At 72.9% G+C, this 23,361-nt stretch carries 22 protein-coding genes; 13 read left to right on the forward strand and 9 right to left on the reverse strand.

What is annotated here, in order from left to right:
* Positions 1-86 precede the first annotated feature (86 nt).
* The 6 genes from mmsA to larB are packed head-to-tail and all read left to right on the forward strand — an operon-like array spanning position 87 to position 6,741.
* Positions 87-1,625, forward strand: a complete 1,539-nt coding sequence (mmsA, locus tag PCC79_RS06625) for a multiple monosaccharide ABC transporter ATP-binding protein (protein WP_332836156.1) — start codon at positions 87-89, stop codon at positions 1,623-1,625.
* Positions 1,626-1,629: 4 nt separating this feature from the next.
* Positions 1,630-2,862, forward strand: a complete 1,233-nt coding sequence (gene mmsB / locus PCC79_RS06630; RefSeq protein WP_232548220.1) for a multiple monosaccharide ABC transporter permease — start codon at positions 1,630-1,632, stop codon at positions 2,860-2,862.
* 30 nt (positions 2,863-2,892) lie between these two features.
* The gene (locus tag PCC79_RS06635; RefSeq protein WP_342373349.1) at positions 2,893-4,215 is read left to right on the forward strand and encodes a LarC family nickel insertion protein; all 1,323 of its coding nucleotides are present in this window, start codon (positions 2,893-2,895) and stop codon (positions 4,213-4,215) included.
* Positions 4,216-4,224: 9 nt separating this feature from the next.
* Entirely contained in the window at positions 4,225-5,205 is a 981-nt protein-coding gene (locus PCC79_RS06640; RefSeq protein WP_342373350.1) for a squalene cyclase, read from the forward strand.
* A gap of 11 nt (positions 5,206-5,216) precedes the next feature.
* Positions 5,217-6,086 carry an ATP-dependent sacrificial sulfur transferase LarE gene (gene larE / locus PCC79_RS06645; RefSeq protein WP_342373351.1) on the forward strand — a complete coding sequence of 290 codons (870 nt, stop codon included), beginning with the start codon at positions 5,217-5,219 and terminating at the stop codon, positions 6,084-6,086.
* The gene (gene larB, locus PCC79_RS06650; RefSeq protein ID WP_342373352.1) at positions 6,079-6,741 is read left to right on the forward strand and encodes a nickel pincer cofactor biosynthesis protein LarB; all 663 of its coding nucleotides are present in this window, start codon (positions 6,079-6,081) and stop codon (positions 6,739-6,741) included. The genes larE and larB overlap by 8 nt, the downstream gene beginning before the upstream one ends.
* A 24-nt stretch (positions 6,742-6,765) precedes the next feature.
* Here larB and recO read toward each other — a convergent pair whose 3' ends face one another.
* Genes recO through PCC79_RS06665 form a run of 3 tightly spaced genes read right to left on the reverse strand, consistent with a single transcriptional unit; the run spans position 6,766 to position 9,553 of the window.
* Complete coding sequence (gene recO, locus PCC79_RS06655) at positions 6,766-7,506, reverse strand: DNA repair protein RecO (RefSeq protein WP_232548215.1); 741 nt, start codon at positions 7,504-7,506, stop codon at positions 6,766-6,768.
* A 30-nt stretch (positions 7,507-7,536) separates the two neighbouring features.
* Positions 7,537-8,517 carry an aldose epimerase family protein gene (locus PCC79_RS06660; RefSeq protein ID WP_342373353.1) on the reverse strand — a complete coding sequence of 327 codons (981 nt, stop codon included), beginning with the start codon at positions 8,515-8,517 and terminating at the stop codon, positions 7,537-7,539.
* Positions 8,518-8,542: 25 nt separating this feature from the next.
* Positions 8,543-9,553 (reverse strand): LacI family DNA-binding transcriptional regulator, encoded by a 1,011-nt coding sequence (locus tag PCC79_RS06665; protein ID WP_342373354.1) that lies wholly within the window; start codon positions 9,551-9,553, stop codon positions 8,543-8,545.
* Positions 9,554-9,664: 111 nt separating this feature from the next.
* Here PCC79_RS06665 and PCC79_RS06670 point away from each other — a divergent pair, with 111 nt between their 5' ends.
* Genes PCC79_RS06670 through araA form a run of 3 tightly spaced genes read left to right on the forward strand, consistent with a single transcriptional unit; the run spans position 9,665 to position 13,540 of the window.
* The gene (locus tag PCC79_RS06670; protein WP_342373355.1) at positions 9,665-11,290 is read left to right on the forward strand and encodes a xylulokinase; all 1,626 of its coding nucleotides are present in this window, start codon (positions 9,665-9,667) and stop codon (positions 11,288-11,290) included.
* 41 nt (positions 11,291-11,331) lie between these two features.
* A complete protein-coding gene (locus PCC79_RS06675; protein ID WP_232548211.1) occupies positions 11,332-12,012 on the forward strand; it encodes an L-ribulose-5-phosphate 4-epimerase in 681 nt (226 codons plus the stop codon).
* Between the two features lie 28 nt (positions 12,013-12,040).
* Positions 12,041-13,540 carry an L-arabinose isomerase gene (gene araA, locus PCC79_RS06680; protein WP_342373356.1) on the forward strand — a complete coding sequence of 500 codons (1,500 nt, stop codon included), beginning with the start codon at positions 12,041-12,043 and terminating at the stop codon, positions 13,538-13,540.
* A gap of 24 nt (positions 13,541-13,564) precedes the next feature.
* Here araA and PCC79_RS06685 read toward each other — a convergent pair whose 3' ends face one another.
* A complete protein-coding gene (locus PCC79_RS06685; protein ID WP_232548209.1) occupies positions 13,565-13,966 on the reverse strand; it encodes a Fur family transcriptional regulator in 402 nt (133 codons plus the stop codon).
* Positions 13,967-14,034: 68 nt separating this feature from the next.
* Here PCC79_RS06685 and PCC79_RS06690 point away from each other — a divergent pair, with 68 nt between their 5' ends.
* Positions 14,035-14,343 (forward strand): antibiotic biosynthesis monooxygenase family protein, encoded by a 309-nt coding sequence (locus tag PCC79_RS06690; protein ID WP_342373357.1) that lies wholly within the window; start codon positions 14,035-14,037, stop codon positions 14,341-14,343.
* A 7-nt stretch (positions 14,344-14,350) separates the two neighbouring features.
* Here the strand turns inward: PCC79_RS06690 and PCC79_RS06695 are convergent, their stop codons facing one another.
* Positions 14,351-16,675, reverse strand: a complete 2,325-nt coding sequence (locus PCC79_RS06695) for a hypothetical protein (protein ID WP_342373358.1) — start codon at positions 16,673-16,675, stop codon at positions 14,351-14,353.
* A gap of 196 nt (positions 16,676-16,871) precedes the next feature.
* Here PCC79_RS06695 and PCC79_RS06700 point away from each other — a divergent pair, with 196 nt between their 5' ends.
* The 3 genes from PCC79_RS06700 to PCC79_RS06710 are packed head-to-tail and all read left to right on the forward strand — an operon-like array spanning position 16,872 to position 19,500.
* Positions 16,872-18,044 carry a DegT/DnrJ/EryC1/StrS family aminotransferase gene (locus tag PCC79_RS06700; RefSeq protein WP_342373359.1) on the forward strand — a complete coding sequence of 391 codons (1,173 nt, stop codon included), beginning with the start codon at positions 16,872-16,874 and terminating at the stop codon, positions 18,042-18,044.
* Positions 18,041-18,778, forward strand: a complete 738-nt coding sequence (locus tag PCC79_RS06705; protein ID WP_342373360.1) for a hypothetical protein — start codon at positions 18,041-18,043, stop codon at positions 18,776-18,778. Before PCC79_RS06700 ends, PCC79_RS06705 begins: the two co-directional genes overlap by 4 nt.
* Positions 18,775-19,500 (forward strand): amidohydrolase family protein, encoded by a 726-nt coding sequence (locus PCC79_RS06710; RefSeq protein ID WP_342373361.1) that lies wholly within the window; start codon positions 18,775-18,777, stop codon positions 19,498-19,500. The genes PCC79_RS06705 and PCC79_RS06710 overlap by 4 nt, the downstream gene beginning before the upstream one ends.
* Before the next feature lie 26 nt (positions 19,501-19,526).
* On the opposite strand, the gene PCC79_RS06715 is transcribed toward PCC79_RS06710, so the two are convergent.
* Genes PCC79_RS06715 through PCC79_RS06730 form a run of 4 tightly spaced genes read right to left on the reverse strand, consistent with a single transcriptional unit; the run spans position 19,527 to position 23,279 of the window.
* A complete protein-coding gene (locus PCC79_RS06715; RefSeq protein ID WP_342373362.1) occupies positions 19,527-20,585 on the reverse strand; it encodes a dihydrodipicolinate synthase family protein in 1,059 nt (352 codons plus the stop codon).
* Complete coding sequence (locus tag PCC79_RS06720; RefSeq protein WP_342373601.1) at positions 20,585-21,604, reverse strand: NAD(P)-dependent oxidoreductase; 1,020 nt, start codon at positions 21,602-21,604, stop codon at positions 20,585-20,587. The genes PCC79_RS06715 and PCC79_RS06720 overlap by 1 nt, the downstream gene beginning before the upstream one ends.
* A gap of 20 nt (positions 21,605-21,624) precedes the next feature.
* Positions 21,625-22,434 (reverse strand): carbohydrate ABC transporter permease, encoded by an 810-nt coding sequence (locus PCC79_RS06725; RefSeq protein ID WP_232548202.1) that lies wholly within the window; start codon positions 22,432-22,434, stop codon positions 21,625-21,627.
* Positions 22,431-23,279 carry a sugar ABC transporter permease gene (locus PCC79_RS06730; protein ID WP_342373363.1) on the reverse strand — a complete coding sequence of 283 codons (849 nt, stop codon included), beginning with the start codon at positions 23,277-23,279 and terminating at the stop codon, positions 22,431-22,433. Before PCC79_RS06730 ends, PCC79_RS06725 begins: the two co-directional genes overlap by 4 nt.
* Positions 23,280-23,361 lie beyond the last annotated feature (82 nt).

Genomic DNA, 23,361 nt, shown 5'->3' on the forward strand with positions numbered 1-23,361 from the left:
CGACGCGGGCGTCCCCCACCGCCCGGCCCCGACCACAACCAGCTCGTGCGGACGAGATCTCGTCGCGCGGAGCAGGAAGGCGCGCTGTGAGCGACGACACCATTCTCGAGATGCGGAACATCACGAAGACGTTCCCCGGCGTCAAGGCGCTGTCCAACGTGAATCTGCGGGTGCGCCGGGGCGAGGTGCACGCCATCTGTGGTGAGAACGGCGCCGGCAAGTCGACGCTGATGAAAGTGCTGTCCGGGGTGTACCCCCACGGCAGCTACGACGGTCAGATCCTCATCGACGGCGCGGAGGTGCGCTACCGCGGCATCCGCGACTCCGAACGGGACGGGGTCGTCATCATCCACCAGGAGCTGGCGCTGAGCCCGTTCCTCTCGATCGCGGAGAACATCTTCCTCGGCAACGAACGTGCCCGGGGCGGCGTCATCGACTGGAACGCCACCAACGCGCAGGCCTCGGCCCTCCTCACCCGCGTCGGCCTCGCCGAGGCGCCCGAGACGGTCGTGATGCACCTCGGCGTCGGCAAGCAGCAGCTCGTCGAGATCGCCAAGGCGCTCAGCAAGGACGTCCGGTTGTTGATCCTGGACGAGCCGACCGCCGCGCTCAACGACGACGACTCCGCGCATCTGCTCGACCTCATCCGGGGGCTGCGCACCGAGGGCATCACCTGCATCATCATCAGTCACAAGCTGAACGAGATCGAGGCCATCGCGGACACGACGACGGTGATCCGTGACGGCCAGACCATCGAGACGATGGACATGCACGGCGCCGAGCCGGTCACCGAGGCCCGCATCATCCGCGCGATGGTGGGCCGCAGCCTCGACCACCGGTTCCCCGAGCGGACGCCCCGCCTCGGCGCCGAGGTGCTGCGCGTCGAGGACTGGACGGTGCACCACCCGCTCGACCCCGAGCGGGCCGTCGTCCGCGGGGCGAACCTGGACGTGCGGGCCGGCGAGATCGTCGGCATCGCGGGGCTCATGGGCGCTGGCCGGACGGAGCTCGCCATGAGCCTGTTCGGACGCTCGTGGGGCACGCGCATCAGCGGGCGGGTGTTCCTCCACGGCGAGGAGGTGCAGCCCGCCACGGTGGACCGCGCGATCCAGCTCGGGTTCGCCTACGCGTCGGAGGACCGCAAGCGCTACGGGCTGAACCTCATCGACGACATCAAGCACAACACGACCTCCGCCGCGCTGGACAAGGTGTCCACGGCAGGCGTCGTCGACAACCCCAAGGAGTATGTCGTCGCCGACGGCTACCGCACCAAGCTGAACACGCGCGCCCCGTCGGTGGACACCGTCGTCGGGCAGCTCTCGGGCGGCAACCAGCAAAAGGTCGTGCTGGCGAAGTGGATGTTCAGCGAGCCGGAGGTCCTCATCCTCGACGAACCCACGCGCGGCATCGACGTGGGGGCCAAGTACGAGATCTACACCCACATCAACGCGTTGGCGGACGCCGGCAAGGCCGTGGTCGTCATCTCGTCGGAGCTGCCCGAGCTCCTCGGCATCTGCGACCGCATCTTCACCCTGTCGGCGGGCCGCATCACCGGCCAACTCGACCGCGCCGACGCCGACCAGGAGAGCCTCATGGCCCTCATGACCCAGCACAAGGAAAGGTGACCCGATGACGGCGTCCGCCTCCACAACCCCTGCCGCCGCCGCGCCCGAGCCCCAGCCGGCCGCGCCGAAGTCGGCGACCCAGCGCGCGTCGGCGCTGCGGCAGTACGGCATCCTCGGCGCGCTCGTCGCGATCGTGCTGTTGTTCCAGTTCCTCACCGGCGGCCGGTTGCTGATGCCCAACAACGTGGCCAGCCTGCTGCAGCAGAACGCGTACGTGATGATCCTGGCCATCGGCATGCTCATGGTCATCGTCGCCGGGCACATCGACCTGTCCGTCGGGTCGGTCGTCGCGTTCATCGGCGGCGTGCTGGCGATCTCGATGATGCAGTGGAACCTGCCCTGGCCGCTGGCCGTGCTCCTGGCCCTGGTCGTCGGCGCGCTCATCGGCTGCTGGCAGGGGTTCTGGGTCGCCTTCATGGGCGTCCCGGCGTTCATCGTGACGCTGGCCGGCATGCTGCTCTTCCGCGGTCTGGCGATCGTCATCGTCGGTGAGACCATCGCGGGGCTGCCCGCCGGGTTCATCGCCATCAGCAACCGGGGCGCGCTGGGCTGGCTCGGCTACGTCGGCAACCTGGACGTGTTGACCGTGGTCATCGGCGTGGTCGCCGCCGTCGGTCTCGTCGTGTCCCAGCTGCGCAACCGGGCCACGATGACCCGCCACGGGCTCGCACCCGAGGGAGCCGCGATGTTCTGGATCCGCAACGGCCTGATCGTCGCGCTCATCCTCTTCTTCACCTGGACGCTGGCGAACAGCTCGATCGGCACCCCGTTCGTGCTCATCCTCTGCGCCACCCTGATCCTCGTCTACGCCTTCGTGATGAACCGCACCGTCTTCGGGCGGCACATCTACGCCATCGGTGGCAACGTCGCGGCGGCGCGGCTCTCGGGTGTCAACGTGCGGCAGACCAACTTCTGGATCTTCGTCAACATGGGCGTGCTCGCCGCGCTGGCGTCCGTGGTCACCACCTCGCGCGCGGGCGCCGGCATCGCCGCGGCGGGCGTCAACTTCGAGCTGGACGCCATCGCCGCCTGCTTCATCGGTGGCACCGCGGTGACGGGCGGCATCGGCCGGGTCTCCGGCGCGATCATCGGCGCCCTCATCATGGGCGTGCTCAACATGGGCCTGTCGATCCTGTCCGTCGACCCCGCGTGGCAGCAGGCCATCAAGGGACTGGTGCTGCTCGGCGCCGTGGCGTTCGACCTCATCAGCAAGCGGCGGGGCGGCGCGGGCGCCTGACGCTTCCTCGGACCGGGCAGGATGGGGCCCATGGTTCACGCGTGGTTCGACGTCACCGCCGGGGTCGCCGGCGACATGGTGCTCGGCAGTCTGTTGGACGCCGGCGCGGACGTGGCCGCCGTGCAACAGGCGCTGGACGCCGTCGCGCCCGGCTCGGTGCGCCTCGAGACCGAGGTGGTCGACCGGGCGGGTCAACGCGGCACCAAGGCGCGGGTCCGCGTCCTGACCGACGACCCGCCGCACCGCACGTGGCGCTCGATCCGGGCCCGCCTGGCCGAGGCCGACCTCGATCCGACCACCCGTGACCGGGCCCTAGCCGTCTTCGGCCGGTTGGCGGACGCCGAGGGCGCCACCCACGGCATCGCGCCCGACGATGTCCACTTCCACGAGGTGGGCGCGCTCGACTCGATCGCCGACGTCGTCGGCTCGTGCGAGGCGTTGCGGCTGCTGGGCGTCACCAGCGTGTCGGCCTCCCCGGTGGCGCTCGGCTCCGGACGCGTCCGCGCCGCCCACGGCGACATCCCCGTCCCCGTGCCCGCGGTCGCCCGCCTCGTGGTGGGCTGGCGGACCCTGGCGTCCACCGGCACGCCCAACGCCCACGCACCCGGGCACGCGCACCCGCACGCGCATCCGCACCCGCACGGACACGAAGACGACCCGGCCACCGGAGCCCACGACACCCCCGCCGAGGTGCTGACCCCCGGCGAACCGGGTGAGCTGGCCACCCCGACGGGGGTCGCGCTCATCCGGGCGCTGGCCGACGTCTGCGAGGCGCTGCCGCCCCTGCTGGTGACCGGCCTCGGCGTGGGAGCGGGCGGCCGCGACACCCCGGGCCGGCCCAACGTCGTCCGCGTGATGCTCGGCGAGCCGGTGGCCGACCACCCGGCCACCGATCTCGCCGAGCTCCGCGCCAACGTCGACGACCTCGACCCCCGCCTGTGGCCCGGGGTGCTGGACGCGTGCCTGGCCGCCGGTGCCGCCGACGCGTGGCTCGTCCCGATCCAGATGAAGAAAGGGCGCCCCGCGTTCACCGTGCACGCCCTCGCCGACGCGGCGTCCCGGCCGCGGATCATCGACGTGTTGCTGTCGCACACGACCACCCTGGGCGTCCGCGAGTCGCCCGTGACGCGCACCGTGCTCGACCGGTCCTGGACCGACGTCGACGTCCTCGGCCAGTCGGTGCGCGTCAAGGTCGGCGCGCGCGGGGGCCGCGTGCTGCACGCCGCCGCGGAGTTCGCGTCCGTGGTCGACGCCGCGCGGGCGCTCGGCGTCCCCGAGGCCGAGGTGGCCCAGCGGGCCGCGGCGGCGATCGTCGCCGCGGGGCTGGTGCCGGGAGTCCGTCACCCGCAGTAGCGTTGCGGCATGGACACCGCAGTGCTCGACTGGCTGCTCGACTCCGACCCGGCGCTGCGCTGGCAGGTCGAGCGTGATCTCGCCGGGGCCGACGAGGTCACGTGGCAGGCGACCCGCGCCCGGGGCGCGACCGAGGGGTTCGGCGCGCGGCTGCTCGCGCTGCAGGACGACGACGGCCAGTGGGCCGGCGGCGCCTACTTCCCGACGACGATCACCCACCCCGTGGAGTGGGGGGATCGGGAGTCCCAGCCGTGGCTGGCCACCACGTGGGCGCTGAACAGCCTGCGGGAGTGGGGCGTGGACGCCGGCGTCCTGGCGGGCACGGCCGACCAGCTGGCGGCGAACTCCCGCTGGGAGTACGACGACCTGCCCTACTGGGGCGGGGAGGTGGACGCCTGCATCAACGCCTGCACCCTCGCGAACGGCCAGTGGCTCGACGCCGACGTCGACGGCCTGCTCGCCTGGTTCGCCGAGCACCGCATGGCCGACGGCGGCTGGAACTGCGAGTGGGTGAGCGGTGACACCCGCAGCTCGTTCCACTCCACGCTCAACGCGCTGATCGGCCTGCGCCAGTGCGAGGAGCTGGGCGGCGGCTCCACGCGGGACCTGCGCGCCCCCGCCGAGGAGTACCTGCTCTCGCGCGGGCTCAGGCTGCGCGCGTCCACCGGCGAGCCGGTCGGGGACTGGGTGGACGCCCTGGAGTACCCCTTCCGCTGGCGCTACTCGGTGCTCCGCGCGCTCGACCACGTCCGCGCGGCGGCCCTGCTCGACGGCACCCCACCCGACCCCCGGCTGGCCCCCGCCATCGACGCGCTGCGCGCGCAGCGCACCGGCGACGGCCGGTGGCTGCAGGGCCGCCGCGACCCCGGTGCCGTCTGGTTCCTCGTGGACGCCGATGCGGGCGAGCCGTCCCGCTGGCTCACCTTCCACGCCGAGCGCGTCCTGCAGTGGTGGGACGCCGCCGCGCCGGCCGGCGCGCCCCGCGGCTAGACTGCCGCCCGATGACATCTGCCCCAGCCACCGCCCCGTTCGCCGCCCTGCCGGAGGGGCCGCGGGCCGACGCCGACGCCGTCGCCGCGCTGCTGGCCGGCCACGGTCGCGTCGGGGTGGCGTTCTCCGGTGGGGTCGACTCCGCGGTGCTGCTCGCGGTGGGCGTCCGCGCGCTGGGGCCGGACGCCGTGCTGGGCCTGCTGGCGGTGTCGCCGTCGCTGGCCCGCGACGAGCTGGCGCGGGCGCGGGCGACGGCGTCCGAGATGGGCGCCCGCCTGGCCGAGTTCGCCACCCACGAGGACGCCAACCCCGCCTATCGCGCCAACGGCGTCGACCGGTGCTTCCACTGCAAGGACGAGATGTTCACCGTCATCGACGCGACGCTCGTCGCCGAGCACGCGCTGGGCGCGGTGGCCTACGGCGAGAACGCCGACGACGCGGTGCGGCCCGACCGGCCGGGTGCCCAGGCGGCGACCAACCACGCGGTGCTGCGGCCGCTGGCCACCGCCGGGCTGACGAAGGAGCGGGTCCGCGCGCTCGCCCGCGCGCTGGGGCTGGGGGTCGCCGACAAGCCGGCCGCGCCCTGCCTGGCCAGCCGCATCCCGCACGGCCAGGAGGTCACGCCGGCGAAGCTGCGCCAGATCGAGGCCGGCGAGGAGGTGCTGCGCGCGCTGGGCTTCACCGACGCGCGGCTGCGCCACCACGGCGACATCGCCCGCATCGAGGTGCCGGTCGCCGAGCTGGCGCGCCTGGCGGACGCCGGCGTGCGCGAGCAAGCGCTCGGGGGTATCCGCGCGGCGGGGTTCCGGCACGTGACGGTCGATCTCGCGGGCATCCAGTCCGGCGCGTTCACCCTGCAGGTGGTGCGGGCGCGTGGCTGACGACGACGTCGCCGACCTCGATCTCGGCCGGGGGGCGCGCCGCGGCTACCCCGAGGCCGTCTACTGCGAGGGCAAGTCCGTCGAGGCCTGCGCCGAGATCGCCCTCCGCGTGAGTGTGCGCGCCGACGTGGTCACGATCTTCACCCGCGCGGACGCCGACCGCGCCGCCGCGATCCTCGCCGTGCTCCCCGACGCGTTCCACGACCCGGTGGCTCGGCTGCTGGTGTGGCCGGCGCGTCAGCCCGAGGCGTCCGGCGAGCTCGTGGTGGTGGCGTGCGCGGGCACGTCCGACCTGCCGGTGGCCCGCGAGGCCCTGCTCACCGCCCGCCACCTCGGCCGGCGCGCCGAGTTGGTGGTGGACGTGGGCATCGCCGGCTTGCACCGCACCCTCAACCGCCTGGAGCTGTTCCGCTCGGCCGGGGTCGTCGTGGTGGTCGCGGGCATGGACGGCGCCCTGCCCGGCCTGATCGCCGGGCTCGTCGCGTGCCCGGTCGTTGCGGTGCCGACGTCGGTGGGCTACGGCGCCGCGTTCGGCGGGATCGCCCCGCTGCTCACCATGCTCAACGCCTGCGCGCCCGGGGTCGGCGTGGTCAACATCGACAACGGCTACGGCGCCGGCCACCTCGCCGCGCAGATCGCGGCACCGCGCGGGTGAGCCCGGCTCAGCGTTCGACCAGGCTCAGCGCTCGACCAGGCCCAGCGTGCGCAGGCCGCGCTCGGTGTGCCAGCCCACGAAGGCGGCGATCAGCCCGGACGCCTGGCGCTGGACGCCGGCGTCCACCGTCCGTGTCGCCTCCCACGAGCCGCTGATGAGGGCCTGCAGGTAGGCCAGGGCGCCCGGCCGCAGCAGCGGCGTCCCCGGCGGCCGGCACCGCGGGCAGACCGTGCCACCGGCGGCGGGGGAGAAGGCCTCGTGGGGGCCGGCGTCCCCGCAGGACGCGCAGTCGCCCAGGCTGGGCGCGAAGCCGGCGGTGGCGACCGCGCGCAGGAGGTAGGAGTCCATGACCATGGTCGGCGGCCGCTCGCCGTCGGACGTGCCCGCGGTCAGCGCGTGCAGCCCGCCGGCCAGCAGCCGGAACTGCGCCAGCGCAGGCTCGCCCTCCACGCCCACCAGGCGGTCGGCGGTCTCGAGGAGCACCTGGCCGACGGTGTAGCGGGGGTAGTCCGCGCCGAGCGGCTGCGACCAGGGGTGCAGTGTGACGGCCTCGGTGATGACGTCGAGGGTGCGCCCGGTGGCGAACTGCAGGTCGACGTGGCTGAACGGCTCGAGCCGGGCGCCGAACTTGCTCGACGTCCGCCGGACGCCGCGCGCGACGGCGCGCACCTTGCCGTGGCGGCGTGACAGCACGGTGATGATGCGGTCGGCCTCGCCCAGCTTGTGGGTGCGGAGGACGACCGCCTCGTCACGGTAGGTCGGCACCCGCCCATTGTCGCAGGGCGGGGAAAGGACTCAGAGCGACAGGCGCCAGCGCGTCGTCGAGGTGTACGACTGCCCGGGCTCCAGCCGGATCGACGGGTAGTCCGGCCGGTTGGCGGCGTTGGGGAACTGCTGGGTCTCCAGGGCGACGCCGGCGTGGTCGGGGTAGGGCCGGTGCAACCCGGCGGTGCACCGCTGCAGCCCGGCGCCGGTGAACACCTGCAGGCTCGGCTGGTCGGTCCAGATCGCCAGGCTGCGGCCGGACGCCGGATCCGCCAGCTCGGCGACGGGCTCGCCGTCGAGGCCCGGGGCGTCCAGCACGAACGCGTGGTCGAGGCCGTCGACGGCCCGCACCTGCGGGTGGTCCGCGGCCATCGCGTCACCCAGGCGGACGCCGCCGCGCAGGTCGAACGGGGTGCCGCTCACGTCCTGGGGGTCGCCGGTGGGGATGCCCGTCTCGTCGGTGAACAGGACGCGGCCGGCACGCACGGTGAGCACCTGGTCGAGAATCGTGCCGGAGCCGGCGAGGTTGACGTAGGGGTGCGAACACGGCGAGGCGAGCGTGACCTCGGTGGTGGTGACGGTGATGACGTGGGTGAGCTCGGCGCCGTCCAGGGTGTAGGTCACCGTGGTGGTGAGCACGCCGGGCAGGCCGCCGGGGGCGTCCGACCACTCAAGCGCCAGGGTGACGCGGTCGTCGGTGGCCTCGGTGATGTCCCACGTCTTGGTCGAGAAGCCGTTCGGCCCGCCGTGGAGGGTGTTGCCGCGGTCGTTCACGGCCATCGCGTGATCGGTGCCGTCGAGGGTGAACCGGCCGCCTTCGATGCGGTTCGCGGTGGGACCGACGAGTTCGCCGAGGTAGAACTCTCCCTCGGCGCGGGCGGCGTCCTCGGCGTGGCCGAGCACGAGATCGACGTCGCCGTCGTCGGTGTGCGCGACGACCCGGTTGAGCGCCGCGCCGAGCGCACGCACCTCGACGGTGAACAGATCGTTGCTGAGGATGTGGTGGTCCATGATGGCCTTCCTGGTGGGGGACGCGTCAGCGGGTGCTGGCGCGGACGACGAGTTCTGCGGTGACGGTGTGGTGCTCGGCGGGGCCCCCGTCGACGGCGGCCAGCAGTGCGGCGACGGCCCGCGAGCCCACGACCGCGAACGGCTGGCGCACCGTGGTGAGGGCGGGAGCGAGGTGGGCGGCACCCACCATGTCGTCGAAACCGACGACGCTGACGTCCTCGGGCACCCGGACGCCGGCCTCCCGCAGCGCGGCCAACAACCCGAGCGCCATGACGTCGTTGGCGCAGAAGATCGCCTGCGGCACCCCGTCGGCGATCCACGCCCGGCCCACGGCGTGCCCGCACTCGGCGCTCCAGTCGCCCTCGGCCAGCCGGCCGCGGGGCAGGCCGGCGGCGCCGAGGGCGTCCGCCCAGCCGGCGACGCGGCGCTCCGCGTCGATCCAGCCCGGCGGCCCGCTCAGGTGGGCGATGTCGGTCAGCCCGCGGCCCACGAGGTGGGTGACGGCGGCGCGGGCGCCCTCCGCCTGGTCGACGCCGACGCTGCCCACGCCCGCGCCGGTGGCGGCATCCGCCACCACGAGCACCGGGCCGGTGCCCCCGGCGGCGCGGGCGGCGTCCACGAGCCACGGGTAGGGCGCGATGACGGCGATGCCGTCCACGCGATGCGCGGCGAACGAGGTGAGGATGGGGTCGACCTGCGACGCGTCGTCGTCCAGCACCCCGACCAGGGCGGTGAAGCCGGCCGCCCGCGCCGCGGTCTCGATGCCGGCGAGCACCGCGGACGGGCCGAGGTGGGGCAGCCCGGTGGCCAGCACGCCGAGCAGGCCCGAGCGGCGGGTGACGAGGGCGCGGGCGGCGAGGTTGGGGCGGTAGTCCAGGGTGGCCATGGCGGCCCGGACGCGGTCGCGGGTCGCCTCGCGCACGTGGGGGGAGCCGTTCAGCACGCGGGAGACGGTCTGGTGGGAGACGCCGGCCAGGGCCGCCACATCGCCCATGCCGGCCGGACGGGACCGGCCGCCCCCGGTCGTCGTGGTCATCGCCGCCACCCCCTCGGGTCAGTTCTGGCTGCTAGTCTAGAGCCAGCCCGTGTGAACGCTAACATCCCGGCGACGGAGCTGGGGGGATCGCATCGGGCGGAGGGAGCAGAGGTGACGCAGACGGAGCAGCCCGCGGTGGGCGCGGATCAGGAGCGGAGCCGGCAGGCCATCGTCGACGGCGAGACCAGCCTCGGCATCGAGCTCGGCTCGACGCGCATCAAGGCCGTCCTCATCGGGCCCGATCACCAGCCTCTTGCCAGCGGATCGCACGCGTGGGCGTCCACCCGCGACGGCGGGCACTGGACCTACGACCTGGCCGCCGTCGTCGTCGGACTGCAGGCGGCCTGCGCCGATCTGGCGCAGGCGGTCGAGCGCACCCACGGCGTCCGCTGGGAGCGCGTCGGCGGCGTCGGCGTCTCGGCGATGATGCACGGCTACCTCGCCTTCGACGCCGACGGCGAGCTGCTCGTGCCCTTCCGCACCTGGCAGAACACCACGACGGGGCAGGCCTCGGAGGAGCTCACCGCGCTCTTCAGACACCCCATCCCGCAGCGCTGGAGCGTCGCGCACCTCTACCAGGCCGTGCTCGACGGGGAGGAACACGTCGGCCGCGTCGCCGCCCTGACCACGCTCGCCGGGCACGTCCACACGCTGCTCACCGGGGAGCGCGTCCTGGGGGTGGGGGACGCCTCCGGCATCCTCGCCATCGACCCGGCCACCGGCACGTGGGACGCCCGCATGATCGAGCAGTTCGATGCGCTCGTGGCCGAGCGTGACGTGCCGTGGCGGCTCGCGGACCTCCTTCCCCGCGTCCTGCCCGCCGGTGAACAGGCCGGCACGCTGACCGAGGCGGGCGCCCGGCTGCTCGACCCAAGCGGCGCCCTGGCACCCGGTTGTCCCGTCGCCCCACCGGAGGGCGACGCAGGCACGGGCATGGTCGCGACGAACGCGGTCGCCCCGCGCACCGCCAACGTGTCCGCGGGCACCTCGGTCTTCGCGATGGTCGTGCTGGAGGGGCCGCTGTCGCAGGCCCACGCCGAGGTCGACCTCGTCACGACGCCGGCCGGCGACCCCGTGGCCATGGTCCACTGCATCAACGGCACGCTCGACCTGAACGCCTGGGTGGCGCTGTTCCGCGAGGCGGCCGGGCTCCTGGGGGCCGAGGTGGACGAGACCCGGGCGTTCGAGCTGCTCTACACCGCCGCGCTGGGGGCGGACGCCGACGGCGGCGGCCTGCTCGCCTACAACTACGTCGCCGGGGAGCACGTGACCGAGCTGGAGGAGGGGCGTCCGCTCCTCGTCCGGACGCCGGGGAGCACGTTCAGCCTGGCCAACGTCATGCGGACGCACCTGTACGCGGCCTTCGGCGCGCTGCGGATCGGCATGGACGTGCTCGACGCCGAGGGCGTCGAGGTGGACGAGATGATCGCCCACGGCGGGGTGTTCGCCACCAAGCAGGTGGCGCAGCGCTTCCTCGCGGCGGCGATGCGGACGCCGGTGTCGGTCGGTGCCACGGCCGCGGAGGGCGGCGCCTGGGGCATGGCGCTGCTCGTGTCGTTCCTGCGCGCCGGTGGCGGCGACCTGGCCGCGTGGCTGGCGTCCGAGGTGTTCGGCGACGCCGCGGTCGAGACCGTGACCCCGGATGAGGCCGACGTCGCCGGCTTTGACACCTTCATGGCGCGCTACCGCGCCGGGCTCGCCATCGAGCGTGCGGCCGTCGACGCCCTGCCGTCCTGAGCACGTTCGTTTCCCGTCTGCCACCACCTGAGAGGACCCCGATGACCGACCCGCGCCTGGCCGAGTTCCGCGCCGAGATCGACCGCGTGAAGCAGGTGGTGACCGACCTGCACGCCGAGCTGCCCGCCAACGACCTCGTGACGTGGACCGCCGGCAACGTGTCCGAGCGCGTGCCGGGGGTCGACCTGTTCGTCATCAAGGCCTCCGGGGCCCGCTACCACACCCTGACGAGCGATGACATGGTGGTGTGCGACCTCGACGGCAACCGCGTGGAGGGGGAGCGCAAGCCGTCCTCCGACACCGCGGCCCACGCCTACGTGTACCGCGCAATGCCGCAGGTGCAGGGCGTGGTGCACACCCACTCGACCTACGCGACCGCCTGGTCGGCCCGGCGCGAGCCGATCCCGTGCGTGCTGACGATGATGGCCGACGAGTTCGGCGGCGACATCCCCGTCGGCCCGTTCGCGCTGATCGGCGACGACTCGATCGGCCGCGGCATCGTCGAGACGCTGCGCGACTCGCGCTCGCGGGCCGTCCTCATGGCCAACCACGGCCCGTTCACCATCGGCTCCTCGGGGCTGGACGCGGTGAAGGCGGCGGTGATGCTCGAGGAGGTGGCGCGGACCGTCCACACCGCGCGGCTGCTCGGGGAGCCGCAGCGGATCGACCAGGCCGACATCGACCGGTTGTGGGACCGGTACCAGAACGTCTACGGGCAGTGACGCGGCCCACCAACCAAGGGAGAACAAGATGAGTGAGCGCAAGCAGGTGTGGTTCCTGACCGGCAGCCAGGGGTTGTACGGCGAGGACGTCCTGACGCAGGTGGCCGACCAGAGCCGGACGGTGTCGGACGCGCTGGCGTCCGCCGAGCAGATGCCGGTCGAGGTGGTCGCCAAGCCGGTGCTGACCGACACGGCCGGCATCCGGCGCGTGATGATCGACGCGAACTCCGACGACGCCTGCGTGGGCGTCATCGCCTGGATGCACACGTTCAGCCCGGCGAAGATGTGGATCACGGGGCTCGACCTGCTGGCCAAGCCGCTGCTGCACCTGCACACGCAGGCCAATCGCGACCTGCCGTGGGCCACCATCGACATGGACTTCATGAACCTGAACCAGGCCGCCCACGGCGACCGCGAGTTTGGCTACATCCAGACGCGGCTGGGCAAGAACCGGACGACGGTGGCCGGGCACGTCTCGAACCCGTTGGTGGTGGAGCGCGTGGCCACCTGGGCCCGCGCCTGCCTGGGTGCGGCCGAGCTGGCGCAGCTCCGCGTCTGCCGCTTCGGCGACAACATGCGCTCGGTGGCCGTCACCGAGGGCGACAAGGTCGCCGCGGAGCTGACGTTCGGCGTCAGCGTCAACACGTGGGGCGTCAACGACCTGGTGGCGGTCGTGGACGCGGTGGCGGACGCGGAGGTGGACGCCGTCGTCGAGGAGTACCTCGACCTGTACGACGTGGCCCCCGAGCTGCGCCCCGGTGGGGACCGAGCGGAGTCGCTGCGCTACGGCGCCCGCCAGGAGGTGGCGCTGCGGCGCTTCGTCGTCGACGGCGGGTTCGGGGCGTTCACGACGACGTTCGAGGACCTCGGCGGGCTGAAGCAGCTCCCCGGCCTGGCGGTGCAGCGGCTCATGGCCGACGGCATCGGCTTCGCCGGCGAGGGCGACTGGAAGACCGCGGTGCTGGGCCGCGTCCTGAAGACGATGGAGGTCGGCCTGCCGGGCGGCAGCTCGTTCATGGAGGACTACACCTACCACCTCGAACCCGGACGCGAGCTCTCGCTGGGGGCGCACATGCTCGAGGTGGATCCCTCCATCACCGGCGAGAAGCCGCGCATCGAGGTGCACCCGCTGGGCATCGGCGACCGGGAGGACCCGGTGCGCATGGTGTTCACCGCCGCGACCGGGCCGGCCGTGGTGCTCGGCCTGTGCGACCTGGGCGACCGGTTCCGCATGGTGAGCAACGACGTCGAGCTGGTCGAGCCGCTGGAGGACCTGCCGAACCTGCCGGTCGCGCGTGCGGTGTGGCGGGCGGACGCCGACTTCAGCACCTCGACGGAGTGCTGGCTGCTCGCGGGTGGGCCACACCACACGGTGTTGTCGACCTCGTTGCGGCGCGAGCACCTCGCGAACCTGGCGACGATGCTGGACGTGGAGCTCGTCTCCATCACGGGCCGGACCGAGACCGAACAGTTCGCCAAGGAACTGCGGTGGAACAACGCCTACCACCGCCTGGCCATGGGGTTCTGAGGGGGCAGCGTCAGCGCGGGGCTCTCACGACGCGGCGCAGGCCGCGCAGGTGCCGAACAGTTCGAGCTCGTGGTCGACGTCGATGAACGCGTGCCGCGCGGCGATCGTGCCGACGAGGGACTCGAAGTCATCGAGCTCGAACTCCACGGTTCTGCCGCAGGAGCGGCAGATCAGGTGGTGGTGGTGGCCGGTGCCCTGCCCGCAGGAGCGGTAGGCGGCCTGGCCGTCGGGCGTCCGGATGACGTCGGCCTCGCCGGCCTCGGCCATCGACTGGAGGCTCCGGTACACCGTCGCCAGCCCGATGCTCTCACCGGCGTGGCGGAGCAGGTCGTGGATGTCCTGGGCGGTGCGGAACTCCGCCAGGCCGTCGAGGGCCTCGGCGACGGCCGTCCGCTGCCGGGTGCGGCGTTGCGGTGTCTGCGTCATGGCAACCTCCTCGCGGGGGAGCCTACCCGGACGTCCTCGCGGGCGGCGTGGCAGCTAGGGTGACGGCCATGGTCGTGGTCAACCGGTTCCGCGTGGCGCAGGACGCCGCCGCGTCCTTCTCGGGTCGGGCGGACGCGGTGGCCGCGTTCTTCGGGTCGTGCCCGGGCTGTGAGGGCGCCGAGGTGGTGCGCAACCTGGACGACCCCGAGCTGTGGGCGATCGTGTCGCGCTGGGCCGACGTCGGCTCCTACCGCCGCTCCTTCAACGGCTACGAGGCCAAGATGGCCCTCATGCCGCTGCTCGGCGAGGCCATCGACGAGCCGAGCGCCTACGCCGACCCCGCCGACGTCGGGTTCAACGTCCCCCGGGGCAGCTGAGCCGGCCCTAGCGCCCACGGGCCGCGTCCCACAGCAGCCGTCGCTCGATCGGGCTCAGCTGCCCGGCCGCGACCCGAGCGCTCAACCACGGTTGGAGCACCGCCTCGTATCGGCGTGGGGGGACTCCCTGGGTGGGGATGAGATCCTGCAGCGTGCAGCCGGTGGTGAGGAACCGGTTGCGCACGGTGGTCGTGCGGCCGAGCAGCGTCACGTACGGCCGCGTGTCCGGCGCGGCGCAGTCGGTGGCGGCCGGCCCGTACTGACCCAGGTGCGTGAAGCTCCGGGCACCCTCGGGGCGCACGGTCGTCCAGAACGAGCCGTCGGGGGAGAGCTCCCACCGCTGCGTCCCCTCGCCGAGCAGGGTGGTGGCGACGAAGGCCAACGGATCGACCACGACGACGGCGTCGTCGACGCTGGCGTACAGGTAGCCGTTGGGGTGGAAGACGAGCTCGCCCTCACCGGGCTGGACGGGCCCGGAGGTGCCGAGGTGCAGCGTCCGGGTCACCGCGAGTGTGTCCGGGTCGGCTTCGAACAGCGTGTGGTCGGCCAGGCCGTAGAGCAGTCCGTGGTGCTCCACGAGCGCGTTGACGCTGCGGGCGCCCTCCACCGGGGTGACCGACGCGACGACGGACTTCGTTGCGGCGTCCCACGCGATGAGGGTGCCGGAGCCGGGCACGGGTTGCGTTCCGGTGCCGCCCACGGTGGACGACCCGGCGAACACCCGCGAGCCGACGAACGCGAGCGCGGCGATCGTGTGGTCGGGCACCACGTCGACGGTGACGTCGACGGCCCCGGTGGTGGGGTCGAGGACGGCGATGGCCCCGCCGTGCAGCCCGTAGTCGGGGTTGGTGCCGTACCAGATCCTGCCCTCGTGTTCCTTCGCCTCGATCGGGCGAATCTGCTGGTGGGAGTCCTTCAGCGTCGCGTGGGTCGTCAGGGTGGGCGAGGAGGAGGACGAGAAGGGTGCGCTGACCAGCGTGCCGTTGGGGTAGACCCCGGCGTGGACGACCCCGTCGACCAGCGTCCAGTCCTCCACCTGCCCGAAGCGGGTGAACGGCGTGGCGGTTCCGCGCGCCACGTCCCAGCGGCTCGTGTCCCCATTGAGGAACGCGTTGACCAGCACCTGGCTGCCGTCGGCGTTGGGGAGGACGTGCTGCAGCGGGGACGGCACGCGGGGGATGTCGTACTGCACCCGCTGCCACCGTCCGCTGTCGATGTTGAGCATGAAGCCGCCGCCGGAGTAGTTGCCGGCGAGGGCGTAGAGGACGTCCTGGCCGTTCTCCACCGTCCAGCCGTACCCGATCAGGGCCCCGCGCACGGTGGTGTTGGCCCCGGTGCGCGCGACGGTGTCGGTGGCGAGGTCGTAGCGGACCACCTCGACGCTGTTGCGGCCGTTCACCACCTGGGTGCTGGAGAAGTAGACGCCACCCTGCTTGGCCTCGGAGACGCCGCGGGCGCTGAGCGGGTACGCGGTGAAGGGGATGCTGGCGGACACGTCGGTGAAGGCGACCTCGGTGAGGGACTCGGCGTCGACGACCCGGACGTACCCGCCCCAGTTCACGAACACCCTTCCCTCGGCGTAGTCGAGGTCGGAGACGGAGCTGACGGCCTTGGGGGCGGCGGCCAGGGTGACCTCGGCCAGCGCACCGGTGGTGAGGTCGAACCGGTAGAGGTGGGCGGTGGCCTGCGTGCCGATCCACAGGGCGTGGCGGTCGGGGTCATAGACCGTGCGTGTGTACTGGACGGAGGCGTCCGGAATGGGCACCTGCAGGTCGGTGAAACCGACGCCGTCGGCGTACGACCACACGGTCGCGTGGGGGTAGGAGCCGCCGTAGACCGTGCCGTCGGGGGCGAACGAGAGGCCGTAGAGGTAGGTCGCCCCGCCCGGGGCCTGACCCAGGTCGGTCATCTCCGCGGTCGCCGGATCCCACCGATAGAGGTGGCCGTCGGTGTAGGTGGCGGCGTACACGCGGCCGTCGGGGGCCACCTGCACCATGGGGGCGCCGGATGCGCCCACCATGGGGTACTGGCCCAGCAGGGTGTTCGTGCCCGAGGTCGCGGTGGACACGTTGAGCGCGGCGTCCTCACCCATGGGGGCCGCGTAGGCGACGAAGGTGCCGTCCGGGAGGTGCCCGAAGTCGCCCTCCACGACCGTGAGGGAGCTGATCGGCGAGCCGAGGTCGGTGAGGGCACCCCCGGGCGCCGGGGGAGCGGTGTAGCTGGCGGGCAGGGGATTCTCCGCGGCGTGGGCGGGCGCCACGAGACAGACGGACGCCGCGAGGGCGGCGGCGAGGACGCCGAACAGGGGCCGTCGAGCAGAACGCAGGGCCATGGTTCCTCCAGGGGATGTGGTCACCGGTGACTCGGTCTGGGCACCACGGTAAACGTATTCTGCGGCGTCCGACAAGGGGTCGCGCGGGCCTGTCCCGAGGCGCAGAAAAGCTTTGCTCCCTGTGCGGCCCGGGCGCTAGCGTGGAGCACCGGGGCCGGGCGGCCCCGTCTCAAGACGCAGGGGGCAGGAGCGACCGGTGGAACTCACCCAGCGACAACCGTTCGGCGCCGAGGCGCTCGAGAACTGCGCCGCCGCGCTGGCGTCCGGCAGCCTGTCCAGCGTGAACGGGCCGTTCACCGCGCGGTTGGAGGAGGGGTTCGCGTCCTTCTACGGCGCGGCCCACGCGGTCGCGGCCTCCTCCGGCACCGCGGCGCTCCACACCGCCGTCGCGTCCCTGCGTCTCGAACCCGGCACCGAGGTGGTCGTGGCCCCGATCACCGACGCCGGTTCGGTGGTGCCCCTGCTGTACGAGGGACTCATCCCGACGTTCTGTGACGTGGACGAGCACCTCGCCATGACGGTCGAGGGCGTCGAGGCGGCGCTGACCGAACGCACCGGCGCCATCATGCTCGTCCACCTGTTCGGGGGCGTGTCGGACGCGGCGGCGCTCCGCCGGTTCGCTGACGAGCGGGGCCTGTTCCTCATCGAGGACTGTTCCCAGGCCCATGCGACGCAGCTGGGCGCGCGTCCCGTGGGCACCTTCGGGCACCTGGGTGCCTTCAGCATGCAGCAGAGCAAACACATGACCAGCGGGGACGGTGGCGTGGTGATCACCGACGACGACGAGCTCGCGGGCCGCATGCGGCTGTTCCGCGACAAGGGCTGGGACCGGTCCTCCCCGCACGCTCGCGCCTACCCCCACCTAGGGCTCAACTACCGCATCACCGAGCTGCAGTCCGCCGTCGCCCTGCCCCAGCTCGCGACGCTGCCGGCCGTCGTCGCGCGGCGTCGAGCGATCGCGGCCCGGCTGGACGAGGCCGTCGCGCAGGCGCCCGGTGCGGAGGTTTGGACGCCGCCGCCGGGCGGACCGGCGTCGTACTGGTGCTACCCGTTCTACGTGGCCCCAGAACGCCGCGACGCCGTGGCCGCAGCGCTGCGCGAGGCCGGGGTGCCCGTCACGGGTGGCTACATCGGCGCGCCGATCTTCGAGTGCCTGGCCGCGACCCACGAGCAGCGCACGTTCGGTTCCTCGGGCCACCCCTTCCCCCTGGCCGGCGAGGGCTTCTCGTATGCCGACGTGGCGGTGCCTCACGCCCGAGCCGCGTTGGACCGGGTGGTGGTGGTGTGGATCCACGAGCACCTCACCGACGCCGACACCGACGCCATCGCGGCGGCCATCACCGAGGCCTGCAACAGGGGTGCGGCGTGAGCGCCGGCACAAACGCTGCGGCCCTGCAGGTGTGGGACGCCGACCTGCTGGTGGGGCGCGACCCGGTGACCGCCGTGCGCACCGCGGTGCCGGATCTGGCCGCCTGGCTGGCGGCGGGGGCCGGCGTCCCGATCGGCGGCGGCGTGTTGGGCTCCCTGCGGGCGATGACGTTCGACGCCGCGTCCGGCAACGCGGAGGTGGTCGAGGCCGCACGCACGCTCGGCCTGGTGCCCTCCCTCACCCTGGAGACGCGCGACTGGCTGGGGGCGAGGGCGGCGCTGGCGGCGGCCCCGGACGGCACGGTGGTTCGGTTGGCGCCGCAGCGGCAGGACTGTCTGCCCACCCATCCGGGGTTCGCCGCGATCGTCCGGGCCTGCGCGGAGCGCGATCTCCTCGTGTTCGCGGAGGGTGACGTCCGGGTGTGGGGGCCCGCCTACGCCGGCCGGGGGTTGCGCGTGGTGTTCCTCGACGCCCACTTCTACCATCTGGGCGACCTCGTGGCGCTGGCCGCCGACGAGCCGGGGTTCCACGTGTCGACGCGGCTGCTGAACGGGCCGGACTCCCTCGAGATCGTGGTCGACGAGCTCGGATCGGACCGGCTCGTGTTCGGTTCCCGCGCCGGCTTCCACGAGGGGCGCTCCGCGGTCGAGCGGCTGTTGACGTCCACCCTGGACGACGAGGCGCGGCGCGCCGCGGCGTCCGGGAATCTCGCCCGGCTGGTGAGGCGCGCATGATCGTCGACGCCCACGCCCACTGGGGCCCTTGGTTCTTCTCGATGGAGACCGGCTCCCTGGCGCTCAACCGCGCGCTGCTCGACCGATTCGGCATCGACGTGCAGGTGGTGAGCGCCATCGAGGCGATCACCTACGACCCCGTCAGCGGCAACGCGGCGCTGGAGCGGGAGTTCGCGAACGCGGACGACCCCCGCCTGCGGGGCTACGTCACCATCGACCCCCGCGACCTGGCGGCCGCCGAACGGGATCTGGGTCGGCTCACCCGGCCGCGCTGGGTGGGGGTCAAGATCCACACGCACTACACGGCCACCCCCATCGCGTCCGGCGCGATGCGGAACGCGCTGCGGCTCGCCACGGACGCCGGCCTGCCGGTCCTCGTGCACACGTGGGGTGGGGACGTGGTCGACCTCGCCGACCAGGCGGCGGCCATCGACGGGGCGTGCCTCATCGCCGGCCACATGGGGGCCAACGCGTGGCGGCTGGTGCCCGACGCGCGGCGCCGCTCCGACCGGATCTGGTTCGAGCCGTGCTGGTCCCAGCCCGAGGCGCACCGCATCCGCTGGGTCTTGGACGCCATCGGCGCCGACCGGCTGGTGTTCGGCACCGACGCCACGCTGATCGATCCGTCGGTCACCTTCGGGGCGGTCCACGCTGCGAGGCTCTCCGACAGTGAGCGCGCCGCGGTGATGGCCGGCAACGCCGCCGACCTCCTCGGGCTCTGACCCCGCCCCCCAACCGGCGCCTGCGGTCAGGACAGCCAGGCGTCCCGGTGCTCGGCGATGAAGTCCTCATCGAGCAGGTCGGGGAACCGGCGGCGGGCCGCCGCGATGAGGTCGGCCTGCCCCGGTGAGACCCGCTCGGTCGGCGCCAGACAGCGCGCCGAGGGGGCCAGGCCCTGCTGGCGCAGCACCTCGTTGACGCCGGCCACGCAGCCGGCGAACTGGTGGACCACGTCGAAGACCGCGGCGTTGACCTCAGTGAGGTCCTGGCCCAGGGCGAGCAGATCGGGCGACGCGTCGCTGGCCGCCAGGCAACGTTGCGTCAGCTGCGCGGCCGCCCGGGTGCCGACGGCGAACTGCCCGAGGAGACCGCCGGCGCAGCGCAGCTCGCGCTCGACACCGCCCACGACGCGGCGGTGCGGGGTGACGAGGTCGGCGACGATGGCGTCGTCGTTGCCGGTCAGGAGCGCCACGTCGCGCCACCGGTCGGACGTGAGGATCGCCGACGCGACGTCCCGCGTCCGGTAGCGGTCGAACGGCGCGGCCTTGACCCCGATGCACGTCGGCTGCTCGACCAGCCGCTGCCAGAACCGCGGTGAAAGGTAGCGACCGCCCACCGACTCCTGCAGGTAGAACCCGATGGTCGGCAGCGCGGCACCGACGGCCGCGGCCCGGTCCAGGATCGCGTCCTCGCCCGCGTCGGGGGCGCCACGGCTGCTCAGCAGCACGGCCCGGTAGCCCAGGGACGCCGCCGCCTCGGCCTCGGCCACCGCCTGGTCGGTGTCCCCGCTCACCCCAGCGACCAGCGTCGCATCCAGACCGGAGGCCGCCAGCTCGTCGTGGACGAGCTCCCAGACGTCGCACAGCAGCACGCGGTCGTCGTGCAGCTCGAACTGCGTGGTGTGGACTCCGACCGCCAGCCCGGCGACACCGGCGGCCAGGTGGTAGCGGACCACCGCGCGCTGGGCGCGCCAGTCGATGCGCCCGTCGGCTCCGAGCAGCAGCGGCATGGCGGGGATCGCACCGCCGAGCGCGGGTGGCCGCGCCGTCGCCAGCGCGCCGGGCCCGCTCGAGGTGGCGGAGGTCATCAGAATCTCCCGTCTCGGGTCTGGAACTTGGTCGCCTTGCCGAGCTGGCGCCCCCCGGCGGCGATCCACGCGGCCGTCCACGCCCGGGCCTGGGCCAGCCCCACGGTCGGGTAGCCGAACAAGGCGTGGCAGCGCGACGCGTCCGAGAGCAGCGCCTCGGGCGCCTCCGTCCCGACGATGTGCGCCTCGCGCCCGAGCAGGGCGGCGAACTGCTCGGCGAGGCGGCGGGTGGAGGCCGTCTCGGGGCCGGTCCCGTTGAGGACGAAGGGTTCCGGAGCGGCGTGCTCCAGGAGCCGGATGCTCCACTCGGTGGAGTCGCGCTGCCACACGACGTTCACCGCCCCCATGGTCACGTCGACCTCGGCGCCGGAGGCCACCTTGCCCGCGATGTCGGCGAGCACGCCGTAGCGCAGCTCGACGGCGTAGTTGAGGCGGTAGATCGCGACCGGCGTGCCCCACTGCGCGGCGGCGTGGGCGAAGGCCTGCTCCCGGGCCAGGCAGCTCTGGGCGTAGGTGCCGACGGGTCCGACCGGATCGGTCTCGGAGCAGCCCCCCGAGTGCGGTGGCACGAACGGGTAGACGTTCCCCGAGCTGTAGACCACCGTCGGGACGCCCCGGTAGCGCGACGCGGCCAACCCGGGCACCACGGCGTTCATCCACCACGTGAGGTGCTGGTTGCCCGTCGAGCCGAACTTGTTCCCGGCCAGGAAGAAGACCGCCCCGGCGTCGGGCAGCCCGGCCCAGGCATCGGGATCGGCGAGGTCGGCGGTCACCGGCTCGACGCCCCAGCGGGTCAGCCGGTCGCGCACGTCGGCGTCGGACCACCGGCTGATCGCCAGCACCCGCCGCGGCGAGCCCGCGGCGTCCAGCGCCCGCCGGAGCATGCGGCACAGGGTGGGGCCCACCTTGCCGCCCGCCCCGAGCACCACGATGTCGCCGGTGGTGGACGCCAACGCCGCGGCCACGGCGTCCGACGGCGCCGAGAGCTGCTCCTCGAGGGCCGCCTCGGTGGTGGGCATGTCGGTCACGGGTGGCCTCCTCAGCCCTTGATTCCGGTGGACGCGATCGAGTTGACGAGGTGCCGCTGCAGCAGGAAGAAGATGACGAGGCAGGGGATGACCGTGATCAGCGCCCCGGCCATCACCTCCGAGCGGGCAACCTGCTCGCTCTGCAACGTCGCGAGGCCGACGGTCAGCGTCCGCATGGCGTTGGACTGCGCCATGACGAGCGGCCAGAGGAAGTCGTTCCAGTGCCACAGGAAGACGAAGATGCCCAGCGTCGCCAGGATCGGCTTGGTGAGCGGCAGCACGATCTGCCAGAAGGTGCGCCACTCGCCGGCACCGTCGACGCGGGCGGCGTCGAAGAGCTCGTCGGGCAGGTCGCGGATGAACTGGCGCATGAGGAACACCGCCTGGCTGTTGGCCAGCGTCGGCACGATGAGACCCCAGAACGTGTTCACGCCCTCGAGCCGGGCCATCAGGATGAAGAGCGGGATCAGCATGGCCTGGAAGGGCACCATGAGCGTGGCGAGGAACGACCAGAACAGGATCTCCCGCCCCGGGAACCGCTTCTTCGCGAAGGCGTACCCCGCCATGGCGGCGGTGAGCAGCACGATCACGACGCTCACGACGGAGTAGACCAGGCTGTTCCACGTCCAGCGCACGAAGTTGCCGGACGCCAGCGTGGCGCGAAGGTTGTCCAGGGTGAGGGACGCCGGCCACGTCTGCGGGATCGTCGGTGCATAGGGCGGGCTCAGGGCGAGGACGACGACCATGAGGAACGGTGTGACGGTGCCGAGCGCCAGGAGGCCGGCGAGCAGGTGCGCGGGGGTGAGGCGTCGCTTGGTCATGCCGTCTCCCGGTCGAGCACGAGGCGCTGCACCAGCGAGAGAACCAGCACGATCGCGAACAGCACGACGCCGACGGCCGCGGCCTGACCGAAGTTGAAGTACCGGAACGCCGAGTCGTAGAGGAAGTACACGAGCGAGTAGGACGCCCGCGCCGGGCCGCCGCCGGTCATGACGTAGGCGGTGTCGAACACCTGGAACGCGGCGATGGTCTCGATGACGAGAACGAAGAACAGGCTGGGGCGCAGGAGGGGCAGGGTGATGTGGCGGAACTGGCGCCACGCGGTGGCGCCGTCGATGCGGGCCGACTCGTAGAGCTCCTCGGGAATCGTCTTGAGGCCGGCGAGCAGGATCAGCATCGAGTAGCCGTAGCCGTGCCACACCGACGCCGACGCGATGGAGGTCAGGATCAGCGGCTGGGCTCCGGACAGGAACGGGATGGGTGCCTGGCCGAGGGCGCCCACGACCGCGTTGATCGGCCCCTCCAGGGAGAGCAGCCACGTCCAGATGATGCCGGCGAGGACGAAGGAGGTGACGTACGGCAGGAACATCATGGAGCGGAACAGACCGGAGCCCCACACGATGTGGTTGAGCAGCAGCGCGATGCCCAGCGCCACGGCGAGCACGAGCGGCACGTAGATCACCGCGTAGAGCAGGGTCGTGGCCAGGGCGTTGCGGGCCACCTCGCTGGTGAAGAAGTCGGCGTAGTTCTTGAGGCCCACGACGTCGAAGTCCCCGGAGAGCTTGTAGTTGGTGAAGCTCAGCCCGATGGCCCCCAGCGCCGGGAAGGCGCGGAACATGACGAACAGCACCAGCATGGGCAGCACGAACAACAGCCCGGCGGTCATGTCCCGGCGACGCGCGGCACGGCCGGGGACGCGCGGGGCGGAGCCGGTGCGTGTTCGACGGGGGTCAGCCGGCACGTCGGCC

The sequence above is a fragment of the Propioniciclava soli genome (assembly GCF_038502305.1).
Taxonomy (GTDB): Bacteria; Actinomycetota; Actinomycetes; order Propionibacteriales; family Propionibacteriaceae; genus Propioniciclava; species Propioniciclava soli.